Annotated in this window: 15 protein-coding genes; 9 read left to right on the forward strand and 6 right to left on the reverse strand. The window is 71.7% G+C overall.

Features of this window, described 5'->3' with window-relative positions:
- Positions 1-44 precede the first annotated feature (44 nt).
- The 3 genes from ACT53R_RS13550 (at position 45) to ACT53R_RS13560 (ending at position 3409) form a co-directional block, all read left to right on the forward strand.
- Positions 45-1631: a peptide ABC transporter substrate-binding protein gene (locus ACT53R_RS13550; protein ID WP_476172421.1), complete on the forward strand. Its 1587-nt coding sequence runs from the start codon at positions 45-47 to the stop codon at positions 1629-1631.
- A gap of 150 nt (positions 1632-1781) precedes the next feature.
- A complete protein-coding gene (locus ACT53R_RS13555; protein WP_476172422.1) occupies positions 1782-2480 on the forward strand; it encodes a VIT1/CCC1 transporter family protein in 699 nt (232 codons plus the stop codon).
- Positions 2477-3409 (forward strand): ABC transporter permease subunit, encoded by a 933-nt coding sequence (locus tag ACT53R_RS13560; RefSeq protein ID WP_476172423.1) that lies wholly within the window; start codon positions 2477-2479, stop codon positions 3407-3409. The genes ACT53R_RS13555 and ACT53R_RS13560 overlap by 4 nt, the downstream gene beginning before the upstream one ends.
- Positions 3410-3425: 16 nt before the next feature.
- On the opposite strand, the gene ACT53R_RS13565 is transcribed toward ACT53R_RS13560, so the two are convergent.
- Positions 3426-4994, reverse strand: a complete 1569-nt coding sequence (locus ACT53R_RS13565) for a hypothetical protein (protein WP_476172424.1) — start codon at positions 4992-4994, stop codon at positions 3426-3428.
- Positions 4995-5038: 44 nt separating this feature from the next.
- Positions 5039-5647 carry a ribosome biogenesis GTP-binding protein YihA/YsxC gene (gene yihA, locus ACT53R_RS13570; RefSeq protein WP_476172425.1) on the reverse strand — a complete coding sequence of 203 codons (609 nt, stop codon included), beginning with the start codon at positions 5645-5647 and terminating at the stop codon, positions 5039-5041.
- Between the two features lie 134 nt (positions 5648-5781).
- Between yihA and ACT53R_RS13575 the strand changes: the two genes are divergently transcribed.
- From ACT53R_RS13575 to hemN, 5 genes are all read left to right on the forward strand, one after another.
- Positions 5782-6579 carry a c-type cytochrome gene (locus ACT53R_RS13575; protein ID WP_476172426.1) on the forward strand — a complete coding sequence of 266 codons (798 nt, stop codon included), beginning with the start codon at positions 5782-5784 and terminating at the stop codon, positions 6577-6579.
- Between the two features lie 131 nt (positions 6580-6710).
- The gene (locus ACT53R_RS13580; RefSeq protein WP_476172427.1) at positions 6711-7358 is read left to right on the forward strand and encodes a thiol:disulfide interchange protein DsbA/DsbL; all 648 of its coding nucleotides are present in this window, start codon (positions 6711-6713) and stop codon (positions 7356-7358) included.
- 32 nt (positions 7359-7390) lie between these two features.
- Positions 7391-8233 carry a thiol:disulfide interchange protein DsbA/DsbL gene (locus tag ACT53R_RS13585; RefSeq protein WP_476172428.1) on the forward strand — a complete coding sequence of 281 codons (843 nt, stop codon included), beginning with the start codon at positions 7391-7393 and terminating at the stop codon, positions 8231-8233.
- An 83-nt stretch (positions 8234-8316) separates the two neighbouring features.
- Complete coding sequence (locus ACT53R_RS13590; protein ID WP_476172545.1) at positions 8317-9051, forward strand: endonuclease/exonuclease/phosphatase family protein; 735 nt, start codon at positions 8317-8319, stop codon at positions 9049-9051.
- Between the two features lie 91 nt (positions 9052-9142).
- Entirely contained in the window at positions 9143-10534 is a 1392-nt protein-coding gene (hemN, locus tag ACT53R_RS13595; protein WP_476172429.1) for an oxygen-independent coproporphyrinogen III oxidase, read from the forward strand.
- 31 nt (positions 10535-10565) lie between these two features.
- Here hemN and ACT53R_RS13600 read toward each other — a convergent pair whose 3' ends face one another.
- The 4 genes from ACT53R_RS13600 to ACT53R_RS13615 form a co-directional block, all read right to left on the reverse strand.
- Positions 10566-11456, reverse strand: a complete 891-nt coding sequence (locus tag ACT53R_RS13600) for a copper resistance protein B (RefSeq protein ID WP_476172430.1) — start codon at positions 11454-11456, stop codon at positions 10566-10568.
- Positions 11453-13330 carry a copper resistance system multicopper oxidase gene (locus tag ACT53R_RS13605; RefSeq protein ID WP_476172431.1) on the reverse strand — a complete coding sequence of 626 codons (1878 nt, stop codon included), beginning with the start codon at positions 13328-13330 and terminating at the stop codon, positions 11453-11455. The genes ACT53R_RS13600 and ACT53R_RS13605 overlap by 4 nt, the downstream gene beginning before the upstream one ends.
- 102 nt (positions 13331-13432) lie before the next feature.
- Positions 13433-13840 carry a CopL family metal-binding regulatory protein gene (locus tag ACT53R_RS13610; RefSeq protein WP_476172432.1) on the reverse strand — a complete coding sequence of 136 codons (408 nt, stop codon included), beginning with the start codon at positions 13838-13840 and terminating at the stop codon, positions 13433-13435.
- Positions 13841-13859: 19 nt separating this feature from the next.
- Positions 13860-14060 (reverse strand): heavy-metal-associated domain-containing protein, encoded by a 201-nt coding sequence (locus ACT53R_RS13615; RefSeq protein ID WP_476172433.1) that lies wholly within the window; start codon positions 14058-14060, stop codon positions 13860-13862.
- Positions 14061-14228: 168 nt separating this feature from the next.
- Here ACT53R_RS13615 and ACT53R_RS13620 point away from each other — a divergent pair, with 168 nt between their 5' ends.
- Entirely contained in the window at positions 14229-16661 is a 2433-nt protein-coding gene (locus ACT53R_RS13620) for a heavy metal translocating P-type ATPase (protein ID WP_476172434.1), read from the forward strand.
- The last annotated feature ends 7 nt before the right edge of the window (positions 16662-16668 follow it).

The following is a 16668-nucleotide window of genomic DNA, read 5'->3' on the forward strand; positions in this document are numbered from 1 at the left end:
CACTGCCCTACCATCGCAAGGACCGCACTATAGCCGTCCCCGACATGCGCATTGTCGCCCTGCTGCTTTTTCTGTGTTCCATCGACGCCGGGGCGCAGGCGCCCGCGCAGCGCCTGGAGCGGGGCAACGGACCGGAGCCGGCCACGCTGGATGCGCACCGCTGCCAGGAGGTCGCCTGCGGCAACATCCTGCGTGATCTGTACGAAGGACTGGTGACCGAGGATGCGGTCGGCCGGCTGATCCCGGGCATGGCCGAGCGCTGGGAGGTCTCGGCCGACGGTCGCACATGGACGTTCCACCTGCGCGCCGGCCTGCGCTGGAGCAACGGCGAGGCGCTGGATGCGCCGCAGATCGTCGCGAGTTTCCGCCGCGCCTTCGCGCCCGACACCGCGGCGCCGTTCGCCGAACAGTTCGATGCCGTGGTCGGCGCCAGGGCGGTGCAGGCCGGCGACGCGCCGTCGGAGCGTCTCGGCATCGACGCGCCCGATGCGCGCACCGTGCGCATCCGCACCACGCGCCGGGTGGCGATGCCGGCGCTGCTCACGCTGCCGATCGCGTTCCCCGTTTACCTGCCCGCGGTCGCGCGCGACGGCGCGCAGCACACGCGTCCCGGGCATCTGGTGAGCAACGGCGCGTACACGCTCGTTGCGTGGACGCCGCAGGCGAACCTCGTGGTCGCGAAGAACCGCTGGTTCCATGACGCAGCCGCGGTGCGCATTCCCGAAGTGCGTTTCCATGTCACCGAAGACGCCGCCGCGGAACTGCAGCGCTTCGCCGCGGGCGACCTCGACATCACCGAGACCGTGCCGCCGCAGCCGCTGCCGGCGCTGCGCGCACGCTTCGGCGATCGCCTGCGCATCTCGCCGTATCTCGGTGCGTTCTGGCTGGGATTGAATCTGACGAAGCCGCCGCTGCGCGATGCGCCCGCGCTGCGCGAAGCGCTGTCGCTGGCGGTGGATCGCGACCGGCTGACGCGCTCGATCACCGGCCTCGGTGAAACGCCGGCCTACGGCATCGTGCCGCCGGGCATTCCCGGCTATACGCCGGCCGCGCTGCCGTGGGCGGCGCAGACGCAGGCGTGGCGCGATGCGCGCGCGAAGGCGCTGTATCGCGCCGCGGGTTATTCCGAAGCCAATCCGCTGACGCTGGAGCTGCGTTACAACACGTCGACGCCGCATCGCCGGCTGGCGCTCGCGGTCGCGGCGATGTGGCGCGACACCCTCGGCGTGCGTGTGCGCCTGCGCAACGAGGAATGGAAGGTATTCGTGCAGAACCGCCGCCAGCGCGCGATCACGCAGGCGTTCCGCGGCGGCTGGATCGGCGACGTCGCCGATGCGCGCAACTTCCTGGTCGGCTTTTCCGGGGACGGCCCGCTGAACTGGCCGGGGTACGACGATGCGCACTACCGCACGCTGATCGCGAAGGCCGATGCCGCACGCAGCGAAGAGGCCCGCAACGCGTGGCTGCACGCCGCGGAGCTGCGGTTACTGAACGCGAACGCGGTAGTGCCGCTGTACTTCTACACCTCCAAGCATCTGGTCGCGCCGCGGGTGGCCGGCCATGCGCCGAACGCGCTGGACCGGCACGCCTCACGCTGGCTGTCGCTGCGGCCGGGCGCGGCAACGGAATGAGGCGGGCCGGGGGCGCTCGATCGAACCGGCAAATGACGTTCGCGCATGGAGCCGGCGAATGAGAATCGGCACCGGCGGCGGCCGGGCGCCCCGCAGTACACTGCGCGGATCGCGGCGCGTGCCGCCTGAACCGGAACAGGGGAGAACGCGATGCGTCGCAGTCATCGGGAAACCCATCGCACCGAGCACGTCGGCTGGCTGCGTGCCGCAGTGCTGGGCGCGAACGACGGCATCATCTCGATCGCCGGCCTGGTCGTCGGCGTGGCCGCCACCGGCGCCACGGCCGGTGCCGTGCTCGGCAGCGGCATCGCCGGCATCGTCGCCGGCGCGATGTCGATGGCCGCCGGCGAGTACGTTTCGGTGCAGTCGCAGGCCGACACCGAGACCGCGGACATCGCCAAGGAAACCCGCGAACTGGCCGAAGAGCCCGACCACGAGCTGCACGAGCTCACCCACATCTACATCGGCCGCGGCCTGACCCCGGACCTCGCGGCGCAGGTGGCGAAGCAGCTGACCGCGCACGACGCACTCGGCGCGCACCTGCGCGACGAACTCGGCATCACCGATGCGTTGCGCGCCCGGCCGCTGCAGGCGGCGCTGGCTTCGGCCGCGGCCTTCGCCTGCGGTGCCCTGTTGCCGATCGTCGCGGTGCTGCTGGCGCCGGCCGGCCGGATCGAGATCGTCACCGCGATCACCACGCTGGTCGCGCTGCTCGCCTCCGGTGCGCTGGCGGCGTGGGTGGGCGGGGCCTCGATCCCGCGCGGCGCCGCGCGCGTGGCGTTCTGGGGCGTGGCGGCGATGGGCGCCGCGGCGCTGATCGGCCGTCTGTTCCACGTCCAGGTCGGATGACGCCAGCCGCGTTCCGTCGCTTCGGCGTGCGTGCGGCCGAGGCGCTGCTGACGCTGTGGCTGCTGGCCACGCTGTGCTTCGTCCTGCTGCGCGCCGCGCCCGGTGGTCCGTTCGACAGCGAGAAGGCCGCGCCGCCGGAAGTGCAGGCCGCACTGGCCGCGCGCTACCGGCTGGATCGCCCGCTCGTCGCGCAGTACGGCGCGTGGCTGGGCGACGTGCTGCACGGCGATCTCGGCCCGTCGTTCCAGTATCCCGACTACACCGTCAACCAGCTCGTCGGCCAGGCACTGCCGGTGTCCGCGCTCAACGGCGCTCTGGCGCTGCTGCTGGCGCTGGCGCTGGGGGTCCCGCTCGGCACGTGGGCGGCGCTGCGCGCGGGCTCGTGGCTGGATCGCGCATTGATGCTGGTCGCGGGCCTCGGGCTGGCGGTGCCGAAATACGTCGTCGCGCCGCTGCTGGTGCTGCTGTTCGCGGTGACGCTGCACTGGCTGCCTGCGGGCGGTTGGGGCGAGCCCGCCAACCTCGTGCTGCCGGTGATCGCGCTGGCGCTGCCGAACCTCGCCTACTGCGCGCGCCTGACCCGCGCGTCGATGCTCGACGTGCTCGGCGCCGAGTACCTCGCCGCCGCCCGCGCCCGCGGCCTCTCCGAAGCACGGCTGCTGTTCGCCCATGCCCTGCGCCCGGCGCTGCTGCCGGTGGCGGCGTGGCTGTCGCCGGCGCTGATCAACATCGTCACCGGCTCGGCGGTGGTGGAGCAGGTGTTCGGCATCCCCGGCATGGGCCGGTTCTTCGTGCAGGGCGCGCTCAATCGCGACTACACGCTGGTGCTCGGCGTGGTGCTGGTGGTCGGCGCGCTGATCGTGCTGATCAACGCGCTGGTCGATGCGCTGCGGGCGTGGATGGATCCGAGGTTGCGGGGGCCAGGTTAGGCGGGCGTGACACGATCTAGAGCGTTGCGCTTTTCGGAAGTCGCGTGCGCAGCCGTTCGTACCGGTGGATCAAGGGCGCCAGATAGGGATCCTTGCGGTCCGCCAAGGCCAGGAAACGGTCGATCTCCTTGCCGGGATCCTTGCGCGTCCGCAGTTTCCATTCGGCCAGGGTCAGCCAGGCGTAGGCGGAGTCCGGAGACTGTTCGATCAGTTCTGCGGTACAAGCCCTTGCCGGCGTGAAGAACGGGTTGACCATCACTTGCTGTTCGAGGCAATTGCCAGCGTTCAGCGCATCCGTCGATTTCATGTCCACGTCTGCCGGCATCGGCTCGCCCGCGCCGTCGTGCTGCGCGATGAGGTTCGGAAGACGATAGACGCTGGCGAGCGAAGTCAGTCGGTATGGATTGAGCGCCAGTCGCTGGCGCTGGATGCGCAGCACATCATCGAAGCGACCGGTGCGTACAGCGTGGCCGTATCGCGTTTCCAGATGGGCGTCGTCGCGGGGCCAGAACCGATACGCCTGCGCCGCATAGGCGCTTGCGAGCAGGATGTTCCCTTGCTGGTAATAACCGTACGAGATCCGGCTCAACACCAGACTGTTGGGTGCGCGTGCCGCGATTTCATGCAACGCATCGACACGCGAACCGCTGGTTTCGGCGCGTGGACCGACCTTGTCCAGGTCGAGGCGCGTTTCGACAGAGGCCAGGGCGGCATTCGCTTGCCGGTATTTGGTGACATTCGCGCGCACGGCATCGCGGTCGAGTCTGCTGCCACCCCAGAGTGCACTTGCGCCACCGGCCCACGCGATGTTGAAAGCGTAGGAGGCGGGCGCGTTTTGCAGGCAGATATCGACGAGTTCTTCCCATGCTTCCTGGTCGCCGAGTAACTTGGCGGCGTCCGCGCCGAGGGCGCACGCGGGCGTCAGTCCCGGAAGTTTGCGAGCTGCGGTCCGCAGATGTTCCAGCGACGGTTTGCCGCGTTCGACGAAATACGCATCCTGACCCTCGGGGATTTCGCTCGCGTATGTGGTGCCTCGCGCCATCTGTGATTCGAAGAGTCCCTGCATGCCCACGGCGAGATGGGCATAGGGACTGTCCACGTCGCGGCGAAGCCACTCACGGGCCAGGTCGCCGGCCAGTCCGTACTGCGAGAAAATCCCGAAATCGGCGAACAGGCCGTCCTGGCGAACGCCGGCATCGGGGCCGGTTCCGACTTCCCGGAGGCGTGCCGCGTAGTACGCGTCGAGTGCTTGCGGGCCATCGGCAGCATCCAGACGGGATTCGATTTCGTCCAGCCCCAGCGACGGCGCCCGCAGGAAACCGCAACGGCTGGCGACGATCGTCTTGTCCCATGAAAGGCCCGGAATGTCGGGGTACTCGAGGCAGCGCTTCTGGTCGTCCTCGATCAGGTCCGCCTTCGCGGCGGCATCCAGATACGCGGGGACCCAGTCGGTGTTCGATGGCGCCGGCGCCTGTGCGGCGCCCTTGGGGTGGACGGCCGCCGTGGCGGTGTCCGTCGTCGTGTTCGATTGCCCGGTGCATGCGGGCAAGGCGAACGCGAGGGTCAGCAGGAAACGGGTCTTCATGCGGAAGTCCTTTCGGCGATGCATCGGTCCAGTGAAACGGGTTTTCACACCCCCAGCCACCCCGCCACCAGCGCCCGCAGTTCCTCCACGCCGGCTTTCGATTCGGCGGAGAAGGTCTGGGCGCTGACGGTGTCGCCGAAGGCGGCGGCGAGGTCGCGGCGGACGGCCAGCAGGGTGTTGCCGGCAGCGCCGCGGCCGAGTTTGTCGGCCTTGGTCAGCAGGGCGTGGACGGGCAGGCCGTTCTCGACCGCGAAGCCGATGATCTGCCGGTCGTAGTCCTTCAGCGGGTGGCGGATGTCCATCACCACCACCAGACCCTTCAGCGCCTGGCGGGTGCGGAAGTACTGGTCGATGAAGGCCTGCCAGTGGGCCTGGAGGTCCTTCGGCACCTTGGCGTAGCCGTAGCCGGGCAGATCGACGAGGTAACGGTCCTCGTGCGGCGGCAGCCCGAAGTAGACCAGCTGCTGGGTCCGGCCGGGCGTCTTGGAGACGCGGGCGAGGGCGTTCTGCTGGCACAGGGCGTTGAGCGCGCTGGATTTCCCGGCGTTGGAGCGACCGGCGAAGGCGACTTCGGCGCCCTGATCGGGCGGCAGCTGGCGCGGCGTGTGCGCCGCGAGCCGGTAGTCGGCGCGGGCGAAGGGGTTCGGGGGCATGGCCATCGGCATAGGATCGCACGGCCGGCGATCGGGCCGGTTTGACCCACCCCGGCGCCGCGACGATAATTTCACGGTTTCGGCCCGCCGCCGGCATCCGCCGGTCACGCGCCCCGTCCCTTGGAGTGTTGAGCATGCGTCACGCCCGTGCCTTCGGTCTTGCCGGTCTCGCGGTCTTCGCGGTGGCGGCGGCCGCCATCGCCCAGACCACCGTCACCCCCGCGCCCGACGCCGCGCCGGTCCAGACCGCGCCGCTGGATGCCGCGGCTGCGGCGGCCGAACTGGCCAAGGCCAAGGGCGGCGATCCGCAGGCCGGGGCCACCAAGGCCGGCGCCTGCGCCGCCTGCCACGGCCTGGACGGCAATTCGACCAATGCCGACCTCTACCCGCGCCTCGCCGGCCAGAGCGAGCGCTACATCGCGAACCAGCTGACCCTGTTCAAGAGCGGCCAGCGCGTGAACCCGATCATGCAGCCGTTCGCCGCCGCGCTCAGCGCGCAGGACATGCGCGACATCGGCGCCTATTTCGCCACCCAGGTCTCGGGCGCCGGCATCGCCGACGACACCGCGATCACCGACCCCAAGAGCCCGTACAACGGCATGAAGTTCTACGAGGTCGGCCAGAAGCTCTATCGCGGCGGTGACGCCGCCCGCGGCATCCCGGCCTGCACTGCCTGCCATGGCCCCGCCGGCGCCGGCAACCCGGGCCCGGCCTACCCGCACGTCGGTGGCCAGCAGAGCTGGTACACCGCCCGCCGCCTGCAGGAGTACCGCACCGGCGAGACCACCGTGCAGGACAAGACCCTGTACAACGTGATGGCCACCGTGGCCGCCCCGCTGACCGACGAAGAGATCCAGGCGCTGTCCAGCTACATGCAGGGCCTGCATCCGCGCGCCGCCGAAGCCGCGGCCGCCGGCGCGAAGAAGGGCTGAGCCGCCGGGCGATGCCCGCCCGCGCCGCCCGCAGGGGCACGCCCGCACAGGAACGCCGGCACGGAGAGACTCCGGGCCGGCGTTCGCGTTTCCAGAGATCCCGTCGCATTTCCCATCGCAGGATGCCGTCCATGCCGCGTTTCTTCGCCTGGTTGCTGCTGTTGATCCTTCCACTGACCGCCTGCGCGCAGGCGCCGGCCGGGCCGCCGAAGGCCGGCGTCGACTACGAGGTGCTGGAGCAGGGGCAGCGCTGGCAGCGCGCGCCCGACGGCCGCATCGAGGTGGCCGAGGTCTTCGCCTACTGGTGCCCGCACTGCGCCCATTTCCAGCCGATGGTGGATGCATGGAAGCGGACCAAGCCGGCCGACGTCGATTTCGTCTACGTGCCCGCCGGTTTCGATCCCGACGACAGCTACGCCAAGGCCTTCTTCGCCGCCGACAGCGTCAAGGCCGTGCCGAAACTGCACCAGGCGCTGTTCGACGCCATCCACGAGGACGGGACGCTGCCGCGCAGCAACGCCAGCGTGGGCGAAGTGGGAACCTGGTTCGGGCAGCATGGTCTGAACGCGGCGAAGATGACGGCGCTGATGCAGTCGAAGGACGTCGCCGCGCGCATCGCCCGTTCCAAGGCCTTCATGATCGCCAACCAGGTCAGCGGCACGCCGACCCTGGTGGTCAACGGCAAGTACGTGGTGCGCACACCCCGCCTGGAAGACCGCATGCGCGTCGTCGACGCCCTCATCGCCATGGAACGCGCCGCGGCCGCCGCGCCGCGCTGATGCCGCCCCGGATTACGACTGGAGACACACGAATGAAGCGACACCTGATCCTCGCGCTGCTGGCCGCCCTCGCGCTGACCGCCTGCGGTGGCGACAAGCCGGCCGAGACCGCCGCGCCCGCCGACACCGCCGCCGTGACCCCGGCGCCGGCCGATGATGCCGCCACGATGGCCGCCGCCGAGGCTGCCGCCAAGGCCGCGAACGACCCGAACGCTGCCGCCCAGGCCGCCGCCACGCCGGCGCAGGATCCCGCCGCCGCCGCCCCGGCCGCCTCGGGCGAGGCGATCCCGGGCCTGAAGCTCGGCACCGACTACGAGCTGATCAAGAACGGCCAGCCGTTCGACCCGCTGGACGGCAAGGTCGAGGTGGTGGAAGTCTTCAACTTCGTCTGCCCGGCCTGCTACGCCTTCCAGCCGGCGCTGTCGAAGTGGGAGAAGACGCTGCCGCCGCAGGTGCGCTTCACCTACGTCCCGGCCGCGTTCGGCCCGAAGTGGGACCAGTACGTGCGCGCCTTCTACGCCGCGCAGCTGATGGGCATCGAGGCCAAGTCGCACACCGGCATCTACGACGCGATCCACCTGGAGAACAAGCTCCAGGGCGAGCGCGCCGAGGACAGCGACGAGGCCATCGCCGCGGTCTACGCGAAGCTCGGCGGCGTCGACGCCCGCCAGTTCGCGGCCAACATGAAGAGCTTCGCGGTGATGGCGAAGTTCAACAAGGCCAAGCAGTACATCGTGCAGCAGCAGGTCAACGGCACGCCGACGCTGATGGTCAACGGCAAGTACCGCGTGACCGGCGGCCGCACCCCGGAAGACCGCATGCACATCGTCGACCTTCTGATCGCGCACGAAGCCGCCCAGGGCGGCCAGCGCTGAGCCCGGACGGGCCGGCCGCGATGGAGCACCCGCAGGCGGCGGTCGATCGCCCCGCCGCCGCGGACGTCCCGCGGCGGCTGCGGCTGCTGAGCGCGAACATCCAGGCGGGCAACACCACCCGCCGCTACACCGACTACGCGACCCGCAGCTGGTCGCACGTGATCCCGCTGGGCAAGCGCGCCTCGCTGGACGCCATCGCCGCACTGGCCGCCGACCACGACATCGTCGGCCTGCAGGAGAGCGACCCGGGCAGCTGGCGGTCCGGGTTCACCAACCAGACCCATTACCTCGCCGAGCGCGCGGGCTTCGATTTCTGGAGCCACCAGCCCAACCGCCGCGTCGGCCGGGTCGCGTCCAGTGCCAACGCCTTGCTGTCCCGGTTCGAACCGGTGGCGGTCGAGGACCATGCGCTGCCGGGCCGGATCTCCGGCCGCGGGGTGCTGATCGCCCGTTTCGGCCGTGCCGCCGACAGCCTGACGATCGCCGTGGCCCACTTGTCGCTGGGAGCCGGCTCGCGTCGCTCGCAGCTCGCCTTCATCGGCGAACTGCTGCAGGACCATCCGCACTCGGTGCTGATGGGCGACTTCAACTGCACCGTCGACCAGCCGGAGATGGCGGTGCTGTTCCAGCGCACCCGGCTGCAACCGCCGGCCTGCGCCGTGCACACCTTCCCCAGCTGGCGCCCGCAGCGCGCGATCGACCACATCCTGGTCGGCGAGGGCCTGTCCTGCGCCGGCATGCGTGCCGTCCCGGCCGCGGGGTCGGACCATCTGGCGCTGTCGGTGGAGCTGGGGCTGCCCGGCGGCGTGCTCGGCTGAACGGCGCCGGTCGCGGCCCCGCCTGATGGCGGGTCGGCGATGTTGATCCGGGTCAAGGCGGCCGCGCGCGCCTCCGCCTAGGCTGCCGGCCATGATCCCTGCACTCGCCTTCGACGCCGACCTGCTGCGCCGCTACGACCGGCCCGGGCCCCGCTACACGTCGTATCCGACCGCGCCGCAGTTCGATGCCGGCTTCGGCCCGGAAGCCTTGCAACGGGCGATCCGCGACAGCAACGGCGACCCGATCCCGCGCCGGCTGTCGCTGTACGTGCACGTGCCGTTCTGCCTCAGCCCGTGCTTCTACTGCGGCTGCAACCGGGTGATCACCCGCGACAAGTCCCGCGCCGACGCCTACCTCACCCACCTGTGCCGCGAGATCGCGGCGGTGGCGCCGCTGTTCGACCGCGACCGCGAAGTGATCCAGCTGCACTTCGGCGGCGGCACCCCGAACTTCCTCAGCCCGACCCAGCTGCGCTGCACGGTCGACGTGCTCAAGCGCCACTTCCGCTTCAGCGACGCCGACGACCGCGACATCTCGATCGAGCTGGATCCGCGCACGGTGCTGCCGGCCGACATCGCCGAGCTGTCGCTGGCCGGCTTCAACCGCGCCAGCCTCGGCGTGCAGGATTTCGACCCCGCGGTGCAGGAGGCGGTCAACCGCATCCAGGGCGTGGAGCAGACCCGCGCCGTGGTCGACGCCTGCCGCAGCCACGGCTTCCGCTCGGTCAACATCGACCTGATCTACGGCCTGCCCAACCAGACCCTCGCCGGCTTCCGGCGCACGCTGGACACGGTGATCGCGATGCGCCCGGACCGGCTGGCGGTCTACAGCTACGCGCACCTGCCGGACCTGTTCAAGGCGCAGCGCCAGCTCGACGCCAGCCTGCTGCCCGACGCCGAGACCAAGCTCGCGTTGCTGCAGCTGGCGATCGAGACCCTGACCGACGCCGGTTACGTCTACATCGGCATGGACCACTTCGCGCTGCCCGACGACGAACTGGCGCAGGCGCAGGCCCGCGGTGGCCTGCACCGAAACTTCATGGGCTACACCACCCACGCCGACAGCGACCTGATCGGTTTCGGCGTGAGCGCGATCAGCCACATCGGCGAGAGCTACAGCCAGAACCCGCGCGACCTGCCGTCGTGGCAGACCGCGCTGGACGAAGGCCGCCTGCCGGTGTTCCGCGGCATGTTCCTCAGCGACGACGACGCGCTGCGCGCCGACCTGATCCAGGGCCTGATGTGCCAGGGCGAGATCCCGGTGTCCGCGCTGGAACGCCGCTACGGCATCGACTTCCGCGACTACTTCGCCGACGCCATCCAGCGGCTGGCGCCGCTGCAGGAAGATGGCCTCGTCGTCGTCGGCCAGGACCGCATCGCGGCCACGTCCCGCGGCCGCATGCTCCTGCGCAACATCGCGATGTGCTTCGACGCCTACCTCAACCGCCCCGCCGAGGCCCCGCGGTTCTCGAAGGCGATCTGAGCGCCGAAGCCGGTCGCGACACGGCGGCGGCTCAGAACCGCAGCCGCACGCCTGCGACGAGTCGCGTCTCGCCGGTCGCTTCGCCGTCCGCGCGGCGCAGGTCGGCAGTGGCGCCGAACGTCTCCGTGCGCACGACGCCGACGTACGGCGCGAAGCGGCGGTCGATCTCGTAGCGCAGGCGCAGGCCGCCCTCGATCGACGACATGCCGGCGCCGAGGCCGCGGGCGCGGTCGTCGCGTGCCTGCCAGTTCGCTTCGATGCGCGGCTCCAGCACCAGGCGATTGGTCAGCAGCAGCGTGTACGCCGCTTCGGCGCGCGCGGACACGCGGCCGTCGGTGTCGAGATAGCCGGTCGCCTCGATCTCGAACTTGCCCGGCGCGATGCCGCTGATGCCGAAGGCGGCGGCGGTGCGCGACGGTCCGGGGCCGAACGTGCGGCGAACGCCCGCCTGCACATCCCACCAGCGCGCGACGGGGCGGCCGTAGAGCACTTCGAGATCGGCGTCGGCGAGTCTGCCGCCTTCGCGTTCGCCCTCGCTGCGCAGCCACAGACGATGTTCGTCGCTGCCGATCCAGCCCTTCACGCCCCACGCTTCGCCGCCGGCGCCGTCGTTCCAGCGTTCGAGGCGATCGACCATCAGGAACGCGAACACGGTGCGCCCGTGTTCGTGGCCATGCCCGGGCGACACGGCGGCGGCGCGATCTGCGTCGGTGATCGGCGGAATGGGCGTCTTCGGCGCCTGCGTGTCGGCGGTCGACGGTGGCGCGTCCGCGGTGTCGCGCTTCGGCGCATCGGTCGGCGGCATCGCGTGCATGGCGTGGCCCGCGTGCGCGTCGTGCGCGGGGTCCTGCGCATGCGCAGGCAGCGTGCAGGCGAACGCGAGCGCGCAGGCGAGGCGGGTGATGCGGGTGAAGGGATTCATGCGCGACCCTCCTCGACGCGCACTTCGCGCATCATCCCGGCTTCCATGTGGTAAAGCAGGTGGCAGTGGTAGGCCCAGCGGCCGAGCGCGTCGGCGCGCACGCGGTAGCTGCGCTTCGTGCCCGGCGGCATGTCGACGGTGTGCTTGCGCACGAGGAACTCGCCGCGTTCGTCCTCGAGATCGCTCCACATGCCGTGCAGGTGGATCGGATGCGTCATCATCGTGTCGTTCACCAGCACGATGCGCAGGCGCTCGCCGTAGTTCAGGCGCAGCGGTTCGGCCTTCGCGAACGGTTCGCCGTCGAAGCTCCAGGCGAAGCGCTCCATGTGGCCGGTGAGGTGCAGTTCGATCGTGCGGCCGGGATCGCGACCGTCGGGATCGTCGAAGCGGCTGCGCAGCATCGAATAGCTCAGCACCTTGCGGCCGTTGCCGCGCAGGCCGATGCCCGGGTCGTCGAGTTTCGGCGTCGGCGCCATCGTCTGCATGTCGACCAGCGGATTGCCGCGTTCGCTGGCGGGATGCGCCTGCATGCCGCCGTCATGCGCCATGCCGTCGTGCTGCATGCCGGGCATCGCGGCCATGTCGTGCGCCATCGCGCCGTGGTCCATGCCCGGCATCGAACCCTGCATCGATCCCTGCATGTTGGCGCCGCAGCCGCCTTCCATGCCCTTCATCGGCGCCATCGCGTGGCTGCCGCCGTGCGCCGTGCCGTCATGTCCCATGCCGCCGTGGCCCATGTCGGCCATCGACAGGATCGGCCGCGGATCGATCGGCGGCACCGGCGCGCGCAGGCCTTCGCGCACCGCCAGCGTGCCGGTGATGCAGCCGGTGCGGCCGAGGTCCTGCGCGAAGAGCGTGAACGCGTCCTGCCCCGACGGCGTCACCAGCACGTCGAAGGTCTCGGCCACCGCGATCCGGAATTCGTCGACCGTCACCGGATGCACCGGCTGGCCGTCGGCGGCGATCACCGTCATCGACAGGCCCGGGATGCGCACGTCGAAGTGGGTCATCGCCGAGCCGTTGATGAAGCGCAGCCGCACCGTCTCGCCCGGCGCGAACAGACCGGTCCAGTTGCCCAGCGCGGTCGTGCCGTTCATCAGGTAGGTGTAGGTGTGCGCGTTGACGTCGGACAGGTCGGTCGGCGTCATCCGCATCGCGCCCCAGGCGCGGCGGTCGCGCAGCGTCGCGGCCAGGCCGTCGCGCTGCGCGTCGCGGGCGAAATCGCCGACGGTGCGGCGGTAGACATTGTCGTGGCCGGGCATGGTCTTCAGTCGCGCGAACAGCGCGTCGGCCGACAGGTCGGTCCAGTCGCTGAGCAGCACCACGTGGTCGCGCTGGTACGCGAACGGCTCGGGCTCGGCGGGATCGATGATCAGCGCGCCGTAGAGACCCGCCTGTTCCTGGAAGCCGGAATGGCTGTGGTACCAGTAGGTGCCGGACTGCTTCAGCGTGAAGCGGTAGCGGTAGGTCTCGCCCGGCGCGATGCCGTCGAAACTCATGCCCGGCACGCCGTCCATGTTCGCCGGCAGCAGGATGCCGTGCCAGTGGATCGACGTGGCGCGGGCGTGCGCGCCGCCGGCCGGCAGCGCGTTGCGCACGCGCAGTTCGACGGTGGCGCCCTCGCGCAGGCGCAGCACCGGCGCGGGGATCGAGCCGTTGACCGCGACGCCGGGGCGCACCCGGCCGGTGAAGTTCACGGGCAGCTCGCCGATCGAGAGATCGAAGTCGGTGCCGGCGAGGACGGGCACGCGCGGCGCGGCGAAGCCCGTGTGCGGCCAGCCGAACGCGGCGAGCACGCCGCCGCCGGCGAGGCCCTGGACGAAGCGGCGACGCAGGCGGTCGCCGGGAAGATCGCGGGGAGGAGAGGAAGACATGGGAACGCTCCGGAGCGACCGCATCGCGCGGCCGCGGCAGGACGGGATCGTGCATCGCGGACGCCGCGTGGCGTGCGGCTCGATGCAGGGACGGCGATCGGGTCAGGCCCGGATGGGCGGTCGCAGCGGCAGCGGCAGCGCCGGTGGCGCGTGGGGAAGCATCGGCGCGTGGGCGACGACGGCGTGCGCGGGCACGGCGGCGAGGCTCGGCGGCGCGGGCGGCAGGGTGCCGGCAGCGTGGGTCATGCAGATGCAGTGGTCGTCGCAGGCCTTGGGTGTGCCATGCGGCGGCATCGGGTGCCCGTCGGGCGCGGGCATGTCGTGTGCGTGCAGGGCGTCGGACGACGGCATCGGCATCGCGCCGTCGTGGCAGGGCATCGCCTCCGGGGCGACCGCCTGCGTCGCGTGGCCGCAGCAGGCGCCGCGGGTGCCCGCCCAGGCCGCGCCGACGCCGTTCACGACCAGCGCGAGGCAGAGCAGGACGTGCAGCAGCAGCGAGCGGACGGGCATCGGCGCAGTGTAGTCGGGTTCAACCGGTGGCGGTCACGGTCGGGTAGCCCGCGGTCACGATCGCCGCGGCCACCTGCTCCGCCGGCAGGCCGGTCTGCACATCGACGCTGCGGGCCGCCAGATCCACCGCGACCTGCGCCGCGGGATCCAGCGCCTGCACGGCGCGAGTGATGGCACGGACGCAGTGTCCGCAGGTCATGCCGTCGACGGTGAAGCGCATGGGCGGGGCTCCGGATGGCCAGCGGCGTGCCGGCAGCGCGCAGTCTCGGGCTTCCCCCTGCGGGAAGGTCAAGCGCGGCCATGCGACGACGGACGCTTGACCTTGCCCCGCGGGGAAGGTCGATGCTGGCGTCGTCGTCACCATGCACACGTTTCCCGGAGCCGCTCCATGTCCCCGTCGCCTGCCGCCGCCCCTGCCGATCGCCTGCGTTTCCCGGTGCGCGGCATGACCTGCGCCTCGTGCGCGGGACGGATCGAACGCGCGCTGGCCGCGGTGCCGGGCGTGGCCGCGGCCACGGTGAACCTCGCCAGCGAGACCGCCGACGTGCGCGGCGACGCACTCGACGCAGGCGCGCTCGCCGCCGCAGTCGCCGATACGGGTTACGCGACGGGCGCGCTGGATCTCGCCTTCGACATCGACGGCATGACCTGCGCGTCCTGCGTCGGCCGCGTGGAACGCGCGCTGCGCGCGGTGCCGGGCGTGACCGCGGCGACGGCGAACCTCGCCACCGAACGCGCGACCGCGACCGTGCTGGCCGATCCCGCCGATGCGGACGCCGTCGCCGCGCGGCTGATCGACGCATTGGCGGCCGCCGGTTATCCCGCGCGCCGGCACGTGGAGGGCGCGCCCGCGCCGATCGCGCCGGCCTCGCGCTTCGACGCCGAAACGTGGCGGCTGCTGATCGCCGCCACGCTCGCGCTGCCGCTGGTCGCACCGATGCTGGCGCTGCCGTTCGGCCGCCACGTGATGCTGCCGGGCTGGGTGCAGTGGGCGCTGGCGACGCCGGTGCAGCTGTGGCTCGGGCTGCGCTTCTACCGCGCCGGTTGGCGCGCGCTGCGCGCGGGTACCGGCAACATGGACCTGCTGGTGGCGCTGGGCACCAGCGCGGCCTACGGGCTCAGCGTCTTCCACCTGCTGCAGCCGGTGCCGCACCACGGCCTGCGACCGCTGTATTTCGAGGCCTCGGCCGCGGTGATCGCGCTGGTGCTGTTCGGCAAATGGCTGGAAGCCCGCGCACGCCGCCGCGCCGGCGAGGCGATCCGCGCGCTGCAGGCGCTGCGCCCGGCGCGTGCGCGCGTGCGCCGCGATGGCGTCGAGCGCGAACTGCCGTTGGCCGAGGTGCGCGTCGACGACGTCGTCGCGGTGCGGCCGGGCGAACGCTTCCCGGTCGACGGCGAGGTGATCGAAGGCCGCACCCATGCCGACGAGGCGCTGGTCACCGGCGAATCGCTGCCGGTCGCGAAACAGCCGGGCGACCGCGTGATCGGCGGCGCGATCAACGGCGAGGGCGCAGTGACGCTGCGCACCGTCGCGGTGGGCGCCGAAAGCGCGCTGGCGCGGATCGTGCGGCTGGTCGAGGACGCGCAGGTCGCGAAGCCGCCGATCCAGCGCCTCGTCGACCGCGTCAGCGCGGTGTTCGTGCCGACGGTGGTCGTGCTCGCGCTGCTGACGCTGCTCGGCTGGGGCGTGGCGACCGACGACTGGAGCCGCGCGACGCTGAACGCGGTCGCGGTGCTGGTGATCGCGTGTCCGTGCGCACTCGGGCTGGCGACGCCCGCGGCGGTGATGGCCGGCACCGGCGTCGCCGCGCGTGCCGGCATCCTGGTGCGCGATGCCGAGGCGCTGGAGCGTGCACGCGCCGTGCGGATCGTCGTGTTCGACAAGACCGGCACGCTGACCGAAGGCCGGCCGACGCTGGACGCGCTGGTCGCGGCCGACGGCGACGACGTGGCGCTGTGCGCGCTTGCCGCCGCCTTGCAGGCCGGCAGCGAGCATCCGCTGGCGAAGGCGGTGCTGGCCGCGCACGGCGATGCGGCGCGTCCGACCGCGACCGACGTGCAGGCGGTGCCCGGCCGCGGCGTGCGCGGCACGGTCCATGACGGCACGAGCGAGGGCCGCGTGATGCTGCTCGGCAGCGCGCGGCTGCTGGCGGAGGCGGGCATCGACACCGCGACGCTCTCCGCGCGTGCAGACGCGCTCGCCGCCGATGGCTGCACGGTGTCGTGGCTGGGGGTCGTGGGGCCCGCCGGCGGCACCGCGCGCGGGCTGCTGGCGTTTCGCGATCGCCCGCGTGCCGGTGCCGCGGAGGCCGTGGCGCGGCTGCGCGCACGCGGCCTGCGCACCGTGCTGCTGTCGGGCGACAACGCCGGCGCGGCGGCGGCCGTCGCGGCCGCGGTCGGCATCGACGAGGTCCACGCCGAGGCGTTGCCGGCGCGCAAGGTCGAGGTGGTGCGCGCGCTCGCGGCGCAGGCACCGGTGGCGATGGTCGGCGACGGCATCAACGATGCGCCGGCGCTGGCTGCTGCCGACGTCGGCATCGCGATGGGCGGCGGCACCGACGTCGCGCTGGAGGCCGCGGGCATCGCGCTGATGCGGCCCGATCCGCGCCTGGTCGCGGCTGCGCTCGACATCTCCGACCGCACGGTGCGGAAGATCCGCCAGAATCTGTTCTGGGCGTTCGCCTACAACGTCGTCGGCATCCCGCTCGCCGCGGCCGGGCTGCTCGATCCGGTGATCGCCGGCGCGGCGATGGCGTTCTCGTCGGTGAGCGTGGTGTCGAACGCCCTGCTGCTGCGGCGCTGGTCGCCGCAGGCGGACTGATCCGGGA

This window comes from Lysobacter sp. DMC104 (assembly GCF_056313665.1).

Excerpts from the sequence above, each read along its gene's own strand:
- hemN (WP_476172429.1), top strand. The coding sequence starts at position 9,143 with ATGATCCCTGCACTCGCCTTCGACGCCGACCTGCTGCGCCGCTACGAC.
- ACT53R_RS13605 (WP_476172431.1), bottom strand. The coding sequence starts at position 13,330 with ATGTCTTCCTCTCCTCCCCGCGATCTTCCCGGCGACCGCCTGCGTCGC.
- ACT53R_RS13620 (WP_476172434.1), top strand. The coding sequence starts at position 14,229 with ATGTCCCCGTCGCCTGCCGCCGCCCCTGCCGATCGCCTGCGTTTCCCG.
- ACT53R_RS13560 (WP_476172423.1), top strand. The coding sequence starts at position 2,477 with ATGACGCCAGCCGCGTTCCGTCGCTTCGGCGTGCGTGCGGCCGAGGCG.
- ACT53R_RS13575 (WP_476172426.1), top strand. The coding sequence starts at position 5,782 with ATGCGTCACGCCCGTGCCTTCGGTCTTGCCGGTCTCGCGGTCTTCGCG.
- ACT53R_RS13615 (WP_476172433.1), bottom strand. The coding sequence starts at position 14,060 with ATGCGCTTCACCGTCGACGGCATGACCTGCGGACACTGCGTCCGTGCC.
- yihA (WP_476172425.1), bottom strand. The coding sequence starts at position 5,647 with ATGCCCCCGAACCCCTTCGCCCGCGCCGACTACCGGCTCGCGGCGCAC.
- ACT53R_RS13600 (WP_476172430.1), bottom strand. The coding sequence starts at position 11,456 with ATGAATCCCTTCACCCGCATCACCCGCCTCGCCTGCGCGCTCGCGTTC.
- ACT53R_RS13585 (WP_476172428.1), top strand. The coding sequence starts at position 7,391 with ATGAAGCGACACCTGATCCTCGCGCTGCTGGCCGCCCTCGCGCTGACC.
- ACT53R_RS13610 (WP_476172432.1), bottom strand. The coding sequence starts at position 13,840 with ATGCCCGTCCGCTCGCTGCTGCTGCACGTCCTGCTCTGCCTCGCGCTG.
- ACT53R_RS13550 (WP_476172421.1), top strand. The coding sequence starts at position 45 with ATGCGCATTGTCGCCCTGCTGCTTTTTCTGTGTTCCATCGACGCCGGG.
- ACT53R_RS13580 (WP_476172427.1), top strand. The coding sequence starts at position 6,711 with ATGCCGCGTTTCTTCGCCTGGTTGCTGCTGTTGATCCTTCCACTGACC.
- ACT53R_RS13565 (WP_476172424.1), bottom strand. The coding sequence starts at position 4,994 with ATGAAGACCCGTTTCCTGCTGACCCTCGCGTTCGCCTTGCCCGCATGC.
- ACT53R_RS13555 (WP_476172422.1), top strand. The coding sequence starts at position 1,782 with ATGCGTCGCAGTCATCGGGAAACCCATCGCACCGAGCACGTCGGCTGG.